We start from the raw sequence: 14,269 nt of genomic DNA, 5'->3' as shown, positions 1-14,269 counted from the left end.
CCCGGTCACGGCGGGCCGTCGCGCTGGGCGCGCACCTGCAGCGAGCGCCCGTCGTGCCAGACGGTGACGGTGCCCTGCAGGTCCGTGCGGGCCACCCGCATCCCGCACCGGTCCGCCAGCTTCAACGCCTTGCCGGCCGGGTGCCCATAGCCATTGCGGAAACCCGCGCTGGCCACCGCCAGGCGGGCCCCCGACCCGCACCAGAAGCGTTCGTCCTGGCGGCTGGAGCCGTGGTGCGGCATCTTGAGCACCTGCAGGCCGGGCCGCCAGCCCTGGCCCACCACCCGCTGTTGCCCCGCCGGCTCGACGTCGCCGCCCAGGGCCAACCGCAGCCCCGGCCCCGGGGAGCGGTTCACCTCGGCCAGACCGATGATCGAACTGTCATTCTCCGCCGAGTTCTCCCCTTCTCCCGTGGTGGCCAGCACCGCCTGGGCCCCCACACCGACCGTGGTCCAGAGCACGTCGCCCACCCGGTAGCCCTGGCCGATGCTGGCCCAGTCGATCGCCGTGCCCCGGGCGGCCAGCAGCCGCCAGACCCGGTCCGCGCCGGCCGCCGGTGCCCGGGCCGGGTTGAGCAGGGCCCGACGCACCGGAAGCTGGGCCAGCAGACCCTCGAGGCCCTGGATGTGGTCGTCGTGGTAGTGACTGACCACCAGCAGCGCGATCTCCCGGACGCCGAGCGCCCGCAGACAGGCCAGCGTGGGCCCGGGCTCGGGCCCCACGTCCACCAGCACAGCCTGGCCCGGGCCCGCCCGCAGCACCGTGGCATCCCCCTGCCCGACGTCGCAGAAGGCCGCCTGCCACTGCCCGGGCCAGCCCAGCGGCTGGGGTGAGCGCACGCTTGCCAGGGTCAGGGCCGCGGCCATCACCAGGCACGCCACCCGGGAGGCCAGCAGCCGGGGCACCACGACGGCCACCAGCAGGCAGGCGCCGGTCAACAGGCCCAGCAGCGCCGGCTGGGCCGGCCAGCGCCAGGTGGCGGCGGGCAGGGCACCACCGGTGGTGGCCACCCAGATGATCGGCTGGACGCACCACCCCGCCGCCCAGCCGATCCAGCTGGCCAGGCCGCCCCACACCGGCGCCACCAGCGCGGTCAGCAGCCCGAGTACGGTGGCCGGCCCCACGAAGGGGCCGGCCAGGGCATTGGCGGCCAGCCCCACCACCGAGACGGAGCCGCTGATGGAGGTCACCACCGGTTGGGTGGCCAGCTGGGCCGCCAGGGGGATGGCCACCGACTCCGCCAGCCAGGCCGGGGCCCAGGCCATCGACTGGCTCCACCGTCGCCCCCACCACAGGATCCCGGCCGTGGCCAGCGTGGACAGGGCGAAGCCCACCGAGCGGGACAGCCACGGATCGGCCATCAGCAGCAGCCACACCGCCACGCACAGATGCCGCAGCCCCCGCCCCCGGCCGCCGGCCAGACCGACCCCAGCCAGGGCAACCAGCCCCATGGCACCTGCCCGCAGCACGCTCGGTTCGGCCCGGCAGACCACCACGAAGCAGACCACCCCCACCACCCCGGTGATGCGCACCCACCACCCCCGGATCCCCACCCACCGGGCCAGGCCCAGCAGGAAGACCAGGGTCAAGGAGATGTTGGTTCCCGAAACCGCCGTCAAGTGGGTGAGCGCCGTGTCCTTGAAGCGCTCCTCCAGGGCCGGGTCCAACCGTGAGGTGTCCCCCACCACCAGCGACGGCAGCAGGCCGGCCTGTTGCGGCCGGTTGTGCCGCATGGATTCACGCAGCCCGTCACGCAACCGGTTCACGGCCCCGGCGAACGGGCCGGGAGGCGCGAGCACGGCGGGCGGGGACCGGATGGTCACCACCGCGGCCCAGCGTTGCCCCGGATCGGGGCGAGCCAGCCGGCCGTCAAGCCGGATGGTGCTGCCGGCCGGGACCCGCACCAACCCCCGGGCGGCCTCACCGGTGGCCCGGACGGTGACCTCGACCGACTGGCGGCTGGCCTGGCCCCGTCCGGCCACCACCAGCACCCGGGCGGGGACGGTGGCCGATTCGGGCAGCACCCCGCGCCGCGGATGCAGCCGCACGTCGCTGGTGGTGCGCACCACGACGGTGGCCATCGCCCGCTCGTCCGCCAGCCGGCCGGGATGACTGGTGGCCAGCTGGTGGCTGCGCGCCGCCCCCATCGACCCGCACAGCACCAGCACCGCGAGCGCCGCCATGGCCCGTCGCCCCTGCCCGCGCCGCCACAACAGCACCGCACCGGCCAGGGCCGCGCCCAGGATCGCCACCCCGGCCGCCAAGCCAGGTGCGGTGCCCCACCAGGCACCCGCCCACGCGGCCGCGCCCAACGGCAGCAGACGCAGGTCCAGCGGCTCCTCCCCGCCGGGTCGGGCAGCCTCAGACCCGAACATGGCTGGCGATGTTGGCATAGGTCTTGGGCCCAATCCCGTCCACCTCCTGCAGCTCCTCCACCCGGCTGAACCGGCCGTGGGCGGTGCGCCAGTCCAGGATCCGCTGCGCCGTCACCGGCCCTACCCCGGGAAGGGTGTCCAGCTGTTCGGCGGTGGCCTTGTTCAGGTCCAGCACCGCGCCCCCGGAGCCAGCGGCCGCCGTCGACGAGCCGGCGGCACCGGATCCACCCGTCGCGCCAGTGCCACCCGATGCGGCGCCGGAATCCGAGGAGGCCCCGGCACCGGCCCCACGCACCTCGCCCCGGGGACGGCCCCGGCGTCCGATCAGCACCTGGTCCCCGTCCTGCACGGGGGCCGCCAGGTTCAGTTCCCCCGGGGCGGCATCCGAGGCCAGCCCGCCCGCCTGGCGGACCGCGTCGCTGACCCGGGCCCCCTGGGGCAGGGTCACCACCCCCGGGCGGCGCACGCCGCCCAGCACGTGCACCTGGAGCCGGGTGGGCACCGCGCTGGCACCTGGGCCGGGCGCGCCTGCCGACGGCACGGCAGGCCCGGCGCCGGCCGCCCCGGGGCTCGGGGCGCCGAGGGTGGCCGGGGGCAGCGTGGTCAACGGGATGCTGCTGGGCCGGGAGCGCAGCAGGACGGCGGCCGTCAACGCCAGTCCGGCCAGCAGGATGACGGCCACCGCCACCAGATGGGCCCGAGCGAAGACCAGCACCCGAGCCGCCCTGGAGGCTGGGGCCCCGGAAGGGGGCGGATCCTCGGGCTCCCGCTCCGGCGGGTCCGTGGCAGCCAGAGCCGGATTCCACTCAGGCAGCACGAACAACCGGTGGGTGGGCTCGTCATCCGCCCAGCCGGCCCAGTCCCCGACACCGTCAGGTTCATCCAGCTCCGCCGGCCCGTCCAGCTCGTCCAAGTCCGCCAGCTGGTCCTGCCGGTCCAGGTGGTCCTGCCGGTCCAGGTGGTCCTGCTCCGGGACCGGGCCGTCGGCTCGGCGGGGACCGCGCACCAGGGGTGGCCGGCCCGCCGTCACATAGGCCAGCCGGGCCCGGGCGTACTCGTCGAGGTCGATCTCGCGATTCTTCACGCCAGCAGTGTGTGCAAGCCGCCCTCTTTCGCGTCACGCCCCGGGATGGCTGTGGACAACTCCTCGAAAGCCGTGAGCTGTGGACAATGGTGGCCCGGATCTCACTCAGCGGACCTGCACGATGCCGTGAGCGCCCCGTTCCGCGTCGACCATCTGGTGGTTGACCATGGCGTAGTGCCCGGCCTCGGGGAAGACGGTCTCCACGAAGCCGCCCTGGCTGGCCAGCATGCCCAGCGTCTGGCTACCACCGTCGACGGCCCCGGGCACCCCGGGAGTGACCCCCTGCTTCAGCCGCCACGAGCCCTCGAACCAGACCGAATCGAACTGCGCCCCGACGATGTGGAAGGCCCAGGCGCGTTGCGGCCCGGCGTCCAGCACCCAGAAGCGCACCCGCTCCCCCACCCTGGCCGCCAGCGGGCTCTTGTCGTACTGCGCGGGGTAACCGTTGAAGACCACCGCATCGGGCCGCTCCGCCATGATCTTGGACATGTCGGCCACACCCGGCCTGCCGTCGGCGTCGGCGCCGTAGTACTGCTCACCCTGCACCAGCAGGTATTCCCGGTCCACCGGGGGCAGGTCCGGCGGGTCGATCACGACGGCGCCGTACATCCCATTGGCGATGTGCTGGGTCATCGGCATGGTCGAACAGTGGTACATCCAGATGCCGGCCCGCTTGGCGGTGAACCGGTAGACCAGGCTCTCCCCCGGCGCGATGGTGCGCATCGGCTGGTCCGGCGCCAACGCCCCGGCATGGAAGTCGATCCCGTGGCCCATGTCCCCGTCGTTGACCAGGGTGATCTCGAAGACGTCGCCCAGTTTCCCGCGCAGCACCGGGCCGGGGGCCGTCTGGTTGAAGGTCCACAGGGTCTGCCGCACTCCCGGGGCAACCTCCACCTCCTGGTTGGTGACCCGCATGGTCACCCGGTGCAGTTTCTGCTTGGCGGCCGGCGGCAAGGTGGCGTCGCGCGGCTTCCAACCCTCGGAATACTGCTTCGAGAGGTCCAGCGACGGGGTCCTGCCGTCGGCCTCGGCAGCGTTCGTGGCCTGGTGGGCGTGCCCAGCGCCAGCCGCTGGCGCCGCGGACTCTCCCGCCACCTCGATCCGCAGCACCATCCCCAGCTGCCGGTGCCCGGCCACCGAGCACCAGCCGTCGGCCGAACTGGCCACCACCCCGGCATCCACCACGGCGCTCTGGCCGGGCGAGAGCCGCCCGCTGGTGGCCCCGCTGGCCAGCACCAGGTCATGGATCATCCCGGCATCCCGGTTCTCCACGGTGATCTCCAGCCTGTTGCCCCTTGGAACCTGGATCACGTCGGGGGTGAAGCGCATGTTCTCGGCCACCACCGTGACCGCGGTGGTCTGGCCGGTGGCCGCCACGTCGGAACCCAGGGAACGGGCCCCGAACTGCCCCCGGAAGGAGACCGGGTCAACCGCCGCGGCCAGGCCGGCGGCCACCAGGCTCCAGACCAGCGCCCAGAGCAGGCCACGCCGGATCCGGTGCGGCCTGGGTTCCGAGACCTGCGGCGGCGCTCCGGCTCGACGGAGCCGCCAGGCCCGCACCAACAGGGGCAGGAAGAGGGTGAGACCCACGAAGGCCAGGGTGGAGGTGGTCACCTTCCACACCGAGGCGATCGGCAGGCAGAACAGGGCCAGCGACAGGTTCACCATGCCCAGCCGGGCGATCGCACCCCGCTCGAAGACGGCGGTGGTGGCGCGCACCATCGCCGGGCCGCCGCCCAGCACCACCGGCACCAGGTAACTGAGCGCACCGATCACCACCTGCAGCAGGAAGCCCACCAAAAGCGCCGGGACGGTCCCGCGCAGGGCCCCTACCAGCTGGGCCGGGCTGCTGCTGGCCATCCAGTGCCACAGCATCCACCCGAGCCACAGGCAGAACCAGAGCTGGCCAGCGGCCACCGAGAGCACCGCGAAGGAGGTGGTGCGCTTGCTGCGCCACTGTTCCGCCACAGGTACCAGCTGGGTGGCGACGCCGGTGAGGTAGACCACCGTCCCCAGGGCGCCCACCAGCCGCCACCACACCGGGGAGAAGCCCGCCAGCCAGGGCGCCAGTCCACAGGCCAGGATGCCCAGCAGGAAGAAGGGCAGGGCACTGCGGACGGCCCTCTCCACGCCCTCACCGGCCCGGGTGCGCAGCATGGTGGGCCACAGTGTGGTGAGGGTTCCCCAGACGGTCAACCCCACCCAGCCCAGGATGTTGAAGGCCAGGTGGCTGGCCAGCAGCTCGTCGGCCCATCGGCCGAAGGGCACGGCCATCAGCCCACCCAGCACCACCCCGACAGCCAGGCTCACCGCGGCCCAGCGGTACCAGGCCACCGTCATCCCGAAGCGCGACGGAAGGCTGGCCTTCGCCTGCCGCCCCAGCCCGACGACGGCGATCCCGGCCATCCCCAGCAGCAGGACCACACCGAGCCAGACCGGAATGGCCCACTGCCCCACCACGCCGGTGCTGAGCAGCACCAGTGCCGCGTTCAGCAGCGCCAACTGGCTGGCCTCGCGCCGGTGACCGCGGGGTGCAGTGCGCAGCACAGCGTCGGCGAAGTGGTTGCTCCACACCACGATCGCATTGCTGGCAATGCCCAGGGTGACGAAGTGCACCATCAGCCAGATGGCCCGGGGCACGAAGCGGTGGGCGCCCACCAGCACCACCGCCCCCAGTGCCCACAGCACCAGCGGGAGGGCGGCCCGGGTGTGCCAGTCACGACGAGTGGGGTGGGCAGCACCGCCGCCTTTTACAATGTCCATAGCGTGTTAAATGCTACCCGAGCCGTGCCACCGACCGATAGCCGCCCTGTCGGGGCGCCGACCTCAGGAGGCCGCGGTGTCCGGGCGACGAGCGGCCAGCGCCTCGACGTGCAGCAGGCAGCCGTGCTCATCGCCCATCGGCACCAACCGGGTGGTCGTCGGGTCCTCGCCCGCGGCCTCGATCAACGCCTGGACATAACCCAGGTGCACGGTGCAGACCACCTCGGGATGCCTGCGGGCGGCGGCCAGGATCGGGCAACTGCGCAGCACCAGGTTGCCGTCCACGTCCGGCAGCGTGGGCTCGAATCCCAGCCGGCCGATCACCCCGGGCAGTTCCTCGATGCGGACGTCGCCGTCGCGTTCGGTCACGGTGCGGTTGCCCCACGAGCGGCCGGCGGCGAGGGCCGTCTCCCGGGCATTCGGCATGGCGGCCAGCTGTTCGGCCAGCACATCGGAGAGCAACTCATAGTCCCGGGCCACGTCCTGGCTGGCACTGGTGGGGCGATACATCAGGGCGGGCCGGCCACGTCCGGTGGGCGACGAGGCCTCGCGGGCCACCAGCCCCTGCTCCAGCAGGGCGTCCAGGTGCTCCCGGACCGTGTTGGGATGCAGGTCGAAGTCCCGGGCAATCTCGCGGACCGTGCACAGCCTGCCCCGCTGTCGGACCGCCTCCAGCACCGAGGCCCGCGCGGTGGACATCGAGAGCGCGGACTGGTTCATGGATGGTCCGGATGGACCCTTGGTGGACATGCAGGAAGTTTACAAGAAGCTATCCCGGAGAAATTGGCCGGGGGCCAAGCTTCAGCCAAGCCCCATCCGCAGCGCCCGGTCCAGGTCTGACGGGTCGTCCACGAAGGCCCTCAGGAAGCCCGCGCAGAATCTGGCCAGGTCCGACGAGTCGGTCACAGGGCGCGCGCCGCTGGCCTCGGTGCATCGGCCGTCGGACTTCACCGCGATCGCCTTCGTGCCCCGGGTCACGAGGCACAGCGCCAGACCGTATGCCTCGGCCCAGCCGTGGGCAGCTTCGGCCGGGTCCACCGCCGGGTCCGAGCAGAGCCAGCCCAGGTCCTGTTCCCGGATCATCAGCAGCCCGCCGATGTCTCCCACGGTGTACAGCAGGTCCTCCAGGGCCGGCCACAGCAGGTCGGCGTCGACGCAGCGGTGGCCATCCACCACCAGGTGTGTCGAGACGGCGGCGGGCGCGCAGGCCATCAGGCCAAGCACTTCCCGGGCCGAGCCCTCGTCCAGTGCCGCGGCTCCGGCACAGTGCAGCCAGTCATCGGGCTGCAGCACCGGCCGGAAGCCGTTGGTGAGCTGGACATCCTGCCCCTGCTCCGCCAGAGCGCGCGCAAGCTCTCCCGAGCAGGCGTCGAAGCCCGGGCCCTGGCAGAGCACGTACCGCATGGGGCCCACGTTACCGGCCGATCAGGCGACCTCGGGAAGCGGGACCCCGAAGATTCCCTCGGCCCGCAGCTGCTCCCAGACCTGGGGGTTGACGGCGTGGTGGTTCATCTCGTCCAGGGTGTTGATCCACACCGTGGACCGGTTGATCCGACGCGCCCGCTCGATGCAGGCAACCATCACCGCGCCCTCCCCCGTCACCCAGGACGCGATTCCCAGCAGCATCAGTGGCCCATGCGCCCAGTCGTCGGGAGTCTGCGCCACCACCATTGCCCACAGCCGGGCACAGTCCTTGGCCGTGCGGCGCCCGATGCCCAGCAGCAGGTCATCCAGCACCGTCACCTCGCCGCTGAGCACCGCCAGCCGGGCCAGGTCCATCGGGTCCACCGGACGTCCCTCACGACAGGCCGCCAGCAGGTCCGGGTACAGCCGTCGGGCGGTGGCGTCCCAGTGGCTCCAGGGCCGGCCGCGCAGCTCATCCTCGGCGTCCAGGCACCAACGCTCCACCGGCTGGGGGCAGTCCTCGCCCGGGCCGGCCACCACCGCGACCGCGTCATCCCGGCTGGGCAACGCCACCAGACCGGCCACCACCGCCTGCGCCGCGACGGAGCTATGGGCCAGGTCGGCGACCCGGCCGCGCCTGCCCTCGCCCTCCCCGGAGCGGGAGTGCCAGTGGTCCCCCACGACGCTCACCGAGTCCAGTATCCGCTCCGGTCCGGCCCAGATCTCGGCCATGGCCAGCGCCTCGTCGGCCAGGTCCGGGTTTGCGGACCAGCAGGCCAGCACCACCCGCGGCCGGTCGAAGTGCTCCAGACAGTTGAGCAGGCTCTGCCGGGCGTTCTCGGGGATTTCCAGGGCGGCGAGCGGCAGGGCGCCGGTCATGCCCACCCGTCTGCCGTCGATCACCAGGAAGACCAGGCGTTCTTCGGGTTGGTAGCCCAGCAGGTACGGGATCAGGGACAGGAAGTCCTCACTGTCGTGGATGGCGAGTCGGGTCAGGTCCGCAGTTTCGGTGCTCATGCCACACACTGTCGAAATTGGAGGCACGATCGGTGCAGGCATGCACAACTGGTCATTCCTGGTGCTGGATCACCCGGCTGTGGACAACCGGCCCGGGCCCCGCCGGGTAGGCTGGGCGCACCATGACGCAGCCCTATCAGCCCGGGTCCCGGGACCCGTACCAGCCGTTCGGTCAGCCCGCGCCCGCACCGGTGAGCCCGTCGCAGTTCACCCCGCCGCCCAATCGCCGGCCGTTGTGGATCACCCTCGCGGTGCTCGCCCTGATCGCCCTGGCGGTGTTGGCCGCCACCCGGCTCGGTTCCGACGACGACGCCGAGCCGCAGGCGGCCCCCACCGAGTCGGTGAGCACGGGCCCGGCAGGCCAGGACCCGGCAGCCAGCACCAATCCCACCGTCGGGAGCACTCCGGGCACCGGGATCCCGACGTCGGTCCCGTTCGAGAACCCGCGCGAGGACACCGCCGGCACCTTTGAGGTCGTCGGCCACCGCTGGACCTCGGAGGGGCTACTGCTCACCCTGCGAGTGACGCTGGACCGGGGCCAGCAGCGGCTGGGCTTCTTCGCGCTGGACAACGCATCGGCAAGCCAGTACGACCCGTCACCGTCCGGTCAGGACTACCTGGAGGGCCAACCGATCACCGCGGGCCAGAGCCTGACCGGCACGGTGCTGTTCGCCAAGCCCCAGGGCGAGACCACGGTCTTCCTGGCTGGCACCCGACGGCAACAGCTGGCCGCCCTGAAGATCGCCGGCTGAGCGGTCGGGGGCCGCGCCGCTCAGCGGTGCACCACCACCCGGTCCCCCACCCGAACCTGGTCAAAGAGCGCCGCGATCCCGTCGTAGTTGCGCACATTCACGCAGCCGTGTGACGCACCGTTGTATCCCCGGGCGGCGAAGTCGGCCGAATAGTGCACTGCCTGCCCGCCCGAGAAGAACATCGCGAACGGCATCTTGGTGTGGTAGATCGTGGACACGTGGTCCCGGGACTTGGAATTGACCTGGAAGGTGCCTTCCCGGGTGGGTGTCAGCTCCGAGCCGAAGCGCACGCTCATCACGGTCTGCACCTTGCCGTCCACCACCCAGCTCAGCTTGTCTGCGCTCTTGGAGATGCACAGCACCCGGCCGCTCAGGCAACGCGGATCCAGCCGGGGCGCGCTCACGCTGGGCTGCTTGTTCCCCAGTTCCTCCTTCGTCGGGGTCCGGGTCATCGCGTTGAGTCGGTCCAGGGTGCGCTGGTCCACCTCCCCGGTCTCCGGGATGCCGCGCTTGGTCTGGAAGGCCTTCACCGCGGCCGTCGTCTGCTCCCCGAAGCGATCCGTCACCTTGCCGGAGAACCAACCGATCTGCTTGAGCCGAGCCTGCAGGTCCTTGACCTGGGCACCGGTGGCCCCCTGCTTCAACAGGGCCGGGCCCGGCTTGAGGATGTTGTACAGCTGGTCATGGGTGGGCTGCTTGGTGCGCCCGGCCAGGCCGGCCCAGGTCTTCTGGTCCACGGTGCCCGTAACCGGTAGGCCCCGCTTCTCCTGGAAGCCGCGCACCGCGGCCGCCGTGTCCTCACCGTAGCTGCCGGTGATCTTCCCCTCGAACCAGTCCAGCTGCTGCAGCCGGTGCTGCAACTCCCGCACCCGGTCACCGGTGGCGCCGGCCGCGAGCATGGTGGCCGAGGCGCTGGGCGTGGCCGGGGCGCTGGGCGTGGCCGGGGCGCTGGGCGTGGCCGAGGCGGTGGCCGCCGGGACGGCCGAGCTGGCCATCGACGTCGGGCTGGCCTGTCCCGCGACGCTCTGCTCCGGGGCGGGCTGGGCCTGCTGGTCCGTGGCTCCGCAGGCGCTCAGGGTGACCAGCCCCACACTTGCCAGGGCAATCAGGGCACGACGAGGGCGGTGGCAGGTCACGGTGTTCTCCTCCAGGGGACCGACGGGTGGTGGCGCGAGCGCGGCCCCAACGCTAGGCCACGCCGCTCGGGACACGCCCGTCGAAACCACCCGGAGCAGTGACACTTCAGGTTCACGCTGGCACCACGGCCGGTGGGTCCGGATCAGGGCAGCCAGTCCAGCAACCGCAGCAGCCGCCCCCGTAGCGGCGACGCCCGCTCGGCGAAGGCCTTCTGCCGTCGGACATAGTCGGCCCGGCCCGCCGGGGTCTCGACGGGAACCGGGGCGTAGCCCCAGCCGGACAGGTCATAGGCGCTGGCCCGCATGTCCAACTCCCGGATGTCGCGGGCCAGCTCGAAGGTGTCCAGCAGCAGCTCGGAGTCACAGGCCGGCAGCAACTTGCCCGCCCACTTGTACAGGTCCATCCCGACGTGCAGACAGCCCGGCTGGTCCAGCTCGGGCTGCTCTTCCCGGGTGGGGCGCAGCGCGTTCAGCGGCTCCGCGTCGGGGGTGAAGAAACGGAAGGCGTCAAAGTGGCTGCACCGCAGCCCCACCTGCTCCACCACCTCGGCGATCCGCTCCGGCTCGAAGCGCAGCGGCAGGTAGTGGTGCCGGGTCTGGTCCGGCGTCAGGTGGTAGACCATCGCCCATTCGTGCATCCCGAAGCACCCGAAGTGCGCCGGATTGGTGGCGGTGCGCCCCAGCAGGGTGCGGGTCCACTCCACCGTGCCGGCCCGCTTGGCCAGGAAGGCCGTCTGGTCCAGCTGACTGATCCCGTCGTCGTGCCGGTAGAACTTGCGGCCGGCGTACTCCCCGTCGGGATCACCAAGGGCGACGCCCGCACCCGGGTGCCAGACCATCAGCTCTCCCGGCCGCAGGTTGTAGTAGTCGAACAGGAAGTCCTCGACGGGATGCTTGCGCCCATGCCGGCGACGTTGGGCCACGCCGGCCAGCAAGGCCTCGGCCCGGGCCCGGTGGGCATCGCGTCGCGCCTGCCACTGCCGGGGCGCCAGGACGGTGATCTGTTCCGCCAAGGTCAGACGACCTCGACCGTCGGGTAGTCCGGGGACCACATCTGCTCGTAGATCTCCTGCACCGGGTTCTCCAAGACCCGATCGGCCAGCCCCTCCTTCTCGGCGGCCTTGGCCACCGCAATGGCCACCCGGGCCGAGACCGCCCGCAGACGGTCGATCCGGGGCAGCAGGGAGGCACCCAGTTCCCGTGAGGTGACCACCTTGGCCACTGCCTCCGCGGCGGCCAGGATCATCCCGTCGCTGACCCGGGTGGCTCGGGAGGCGGCCACGCCCAGCCCCAGCCCCGGGAAGACCAGGGCATTGTTGGCCTGGGCGATCTCGAAGAGCGTGCCGTGGTGGTCGACAGGTTCGAAGGGGGATCCGGTGGCGATCAGCGCCCGGCCGTCGGTCCATTCCAGCAGGTCGGCGGGCAGCGCCTCGGCCTTCCGGGTGGGATTGGACAGCGGCATGATGATCGGGGTCTGGCAGTGCTCGGCCATGTCCCGCACGATCTGTTCGCTGAAGGCACCGGCCTGGGCCGAGGTGCCGATGATGATGGTGGGGTGCACATTGCGCACCACGTCTGCCAGGCCCACCGTGCCGGGATCGTCCAACTGCCAGCCCTCCAGTTCGGCGGCGGAGCGGGCATAGGGTTCCTGGAAGTCGCGCATCTTGACGCCCTCGCGCAGCAGGCCGCGCGAACCGAGCCCCCAGAAACAGCCCAGCGCCTGTTCGCGCGGGATGCCGCGTTTCACCATCCGCTGCACCAACAGGTCCGCGATCCCGATGCCGGCGGTGCCGGCGCCGTGCACCACGATCCGTTGGTTCACCAGCCGCTGCCCGGAGCGACGCACTGCGGCCAGGATGGCGGCCACCACCACGGCGGCGGTGCCCTGGATGTCGTCATTGAAGGTGCAGATCTCGTCGCGGTACTTGTCCAGGATCCGGTGGGCATTGCCCGCCCCGAAGTCCTCCCAGTGGATCATCGCGTGTGGGTACATCGTCTGCACCGCCTGCACGAACCGGTCGACGAAGGCGTCATAGCGCTCCCCGCGCACCCGGGCGTGCCGGTAACCCAGGTAGCTCTCGTCGTTGAGCAGCTCGATGTTGTCGGTGCCGACGTCCAGCACCACGGGCAGGGCCCGGCTGGGGTGGATCCCGGCCGCGGCGGTGTAGACGCCCAGCTTGCCGACGGCGATGGCCACGCCGCCCACGCCCTGATCACCGATGCCCAGGATCCCCTCCGAGTCGGTCACCACGATCAGGTCGACGTCCTCACTGGGGTAGCCATAGGAGCGCAGCGCCGGTTCGATCCCGTCGGGGTCCTCGATGGACAGGAAGATCCCGCGCGGCCGGTGGTACCAGTGGCTGTAGGTCTCGATCGCCTTGCCGATGGTGGGGGTGTAGACGATCGGCAACATCTCCTCCAGGTGCTCCGTGAGCAGGCGGTAGAAGAGGGTCTCGTTGCGGTCCTGCATCGTGTTCAGGAAGACGTACTTGGCCAGGTCGTCGGATTCCTTCTGGTACTGCGCATAGACCCGCTTCAGCTGCTGGTCGATGGTGACCACATTCGGCGGCAGCAAACCGTTCACGTTGAGGTCGATCCGCTGTTGCCGGGTGAAGGCGGTGCCGAAATTGCACAGCGGATTGGTCAGCACCTCCCGGCCGCGGGCGGCGATCCGCAGCGTGTAGGTACCGTCGGGTTCCTGGTGGTAGCTGAAATTGGCCATGTCCTCAGCCTAGGCCCAGCCGCGACGGCCCGTGGGGCCGCCCGGGCGCTTGGCGCGGCTCAGTAGCCCAGGGTGGCCAGGCTGGTGCGCAGCTGGTCCGCCGAGCGGTGCAGCGCGGTCACCTCGGCGGGGTCCATCGGGATCTCCAGCACCCGCTCGATCCCGGCCGAGCTGACCAGGGTGGGCAGGGAGAGGGCCACGTCGTGGATTCCGTAGTAGCCCTGCAGCACGCTGGACAGCGGCAGCGCGGTGCGGGTGGGCGAGAGCAGCGCCTCCACCAGCCGGGCGCCCGCCAGACCAATTGCGTAGTTGGTGGCGCCCTTGCCCTCGATCACCTCATAGGCGGCGAAGGCGGCCTCGTGCGCCAGGGCCTCCAGCACCTCGTCGGTGAAGACCCGCTTGCCGGCAAAGCTCCACTCCCGGATCGGCACCGAGCTGATGTTGGCACTGGACCAGACCGGAAACTCCGAGTCCCCGTGCTCGCCGACGATGGTGGCGTGCACATTGCGCTGCGCCACCTTGGTCTTCTGGGCAATCAGGTAGCGCAGCCGGGAGGTGTCCAGCATGGTGCCGGTGGAGAAGACCTGCGCCGTGGGCAGCCCGCTGATCTTCTGCGCCACGACGGTCAGCACGTCGCACGGATTGGTGACCAGCACGTAGAGCGCCTCGGGCGCCTGCTCCAGCAACTGGGGCATCATCTGCTCCAGGATCTTGGCATTGGTGGCCGCCAGATCCAGCCGGGTCTGGCCCGGCTTCTGCTTGGCGCCCGCGGTGATCACCACCACCGACGAGTCCTTGACCACCGAGATGTCGTCGCCGCCCATCACCACGGAATTGGTGAACTGGGTGCCATGGGCCAGGTCCTTGACCTCGGCCTGCACCTTCTTGGAGGCGATGTCGTAGAGGCTGATCACGCTGGCCGAGCCGCGGATCAGTGCCGCATAGGCCAGCGAGGTGCCGACGGCTCCCGCGCCGACGATGGAGAGCTTGGACGGGTGACGAGTCGACTTGGCCAT

General features: G+C 71.4%; 11 protein-coding genes. 1 reads left to right on the top strand and 10 read right to left on the bottom strand.

Annotated elements, in window-relative coordinates; translation table 11 throughout:
- Positions 1-5 precede the first annotated feature (5 nt).
- The 6 genes from AAEX60_RS08820 to AAEX60_RS08795 all read right to left on the bottom strand — a co-directional run bounded on the left by AAEX60_RS08820 (position 6) and on the right by AAEX60_RS08795 (position 8,643).
- Complete coding sequence (locus AAEX60_RS08820; RefSeq protein WP_342102756.1) at positions 6-2,375, bottom strand: ComEC/Rec2 family competence protein; 2,370 nt, start codon at positions 2,373-2,375, stop codon at positions 6-8.
- The gene (locus tag AAEX60_RS08815; RefSeq protein WP_342102755.1) at positions 2,362-3,459 is read right to left on the bottom strand and encodes a helix-hairpin-helix domain-containing protein; all 1,098 of its coding nucleotides are present in this window, start codon (positions 3,457-3,459) and stop codon (positions 2,362-2,364) included. The genes AAEX60_RS08820 and AAEX60_RS08815 overlap by 14 nt, the downstream gene beginning before the upstream one ends.
- 105 nt (positions 3,460-3,564) lie before the next feature.
- Complete coding sequence (locus AAEX60_RS08810; RefSeq protein WP_342102752.1) at positions 3,565-6,222, bottom strand: multicopper oxidase domain-containing protein; 2,658 nt, start codon at positions 6,220-6,222, stop codon at positions 3,565-3,567.
- A gap of 63 nt (positions 6,223-6,285) precedes the next feature.
- Positions 6,286-6,972 carry a helix-turn-helix transcriptional regulator gene (locus tag AAEX60_RS08805; RefSeq protein ID WP_342102750.1) on the bottom strand — a complete coding sequence of 229 codons (687 nt, stop codon included), beginning with the start codon at positions 6,970-6,972 and terminating at the stop codon, positions 6,286-6,288.
- A 51-nt stretch (positions 6,973-7,023) separates the two neighbouring features.
- Positions 7,024-7,626, bottom strand: coding sequence for a hypothetical protein (locus AAEX60_RS08800; protein ID WP_342102749.1), 603 nt, complete (start codon positions 7,624-7,626; stop codon positions 7,024-7,026).
- A 21-nt stretch (positions 7,627-7,647) separates the two neighbouring features.
- Positions 7,648-8,643: a DUF4192 domain-containing protein gene (locus tag AAEX60_RS08795; RefSeq protein WP_342102747.1), complete on the bottom strand. Its 996-nt coding sequence runs from the start codon at positions 8,641-8,643 to the stop codon at positions 7,648-7,650.
- Between the two features lie 122 nt (positions 8,644-8,765).
- Between AAEX60_RS08795 and AAEX60_RS08790 the strand changes: the two genes are divergently transcribed.
- A complete protein-coding gene (locus AAEX60_RS08790; RefSeq protein ID WP_342102745.1) occupies positions 8,766-9,395 on the top strand; it encodes a hypothetical protein in 630 nt (209 codons plus the stop codon).
- A gap of 20 nt (positions 9,396-9,415) precedes the next feature.
- Here AAEX60_RS08790 and AAEX60_RS08785 read toward each other — a convergent pair whose 3' ends face one another.
- From AAEX60_RS08785 to AAEX60_RS08770, 4 genes are all read right to left on the bottom strand, one after another.
- Positions 9,416-10,531 carry a L,D-transpeptidase family protein gene (locus AAEX60_RS08785; RefSeq protein WP_342102744.1) on the bottom strand — a complete coding sequence of 372 codons (1,116 nt, stop codon included), beginning with the start codon at positions 10,529-10,531 and terminating at the stop codon, positions 9,416-9,418.
- Between the two features lie 143 nt (positions 10,532-10,674).
- Positions 10,675-11,544 (bottom strand): 3-methyladenine DNA glycosylase, encoded by an 870-nt coding sequence (locus AAEX60_RS08780; RefSeq protein WP_342102742.1) that lies wholly within the window; start codon positions 11,542-11,544, stop codon positions 10,675-10,677.
- A 2-nt stretch (positions 11,545-11,546) separates the two neighbouring features.
- The gene (locus AAEX60_RS08775) at positions 11,547-13,253 is read right to left on the bottom strand and encodes an NAD-dependent malic enzyme (protein ID WP_342102741.1); all 1,707 of its coding nucleotides are present in this window, start codon (positions 13,251-13,253) and stop codon (positions 11,547-11,549) included.
- Positions 13,254-13,312: 59 nt separating this feature from the next.
- Positions 13,313-14,269, bottom strand: coding sequence for an L-lactate dehydrogenase (locus tag AAEX60_RS08770; protein WP_342102739.1), 957 nt, complete (start codon positions 14,267-14,269; stop codon positions 13,313-13,315).

Origin of the sequence: Luteococcus sp. H101 (genome assembly GCF_038433155.1) — a bacterium.
GTDB lineage: Bacteria > Actinomycetota > Actinomycetes > Propionibacteriales > Propionibacteriaceae > Luteococcus.
The sequence above is the reverse complement of the archived record's forward strand: the minus strand, read 5'-3'. Positions and strand labels throughout refer to the sequence as shown.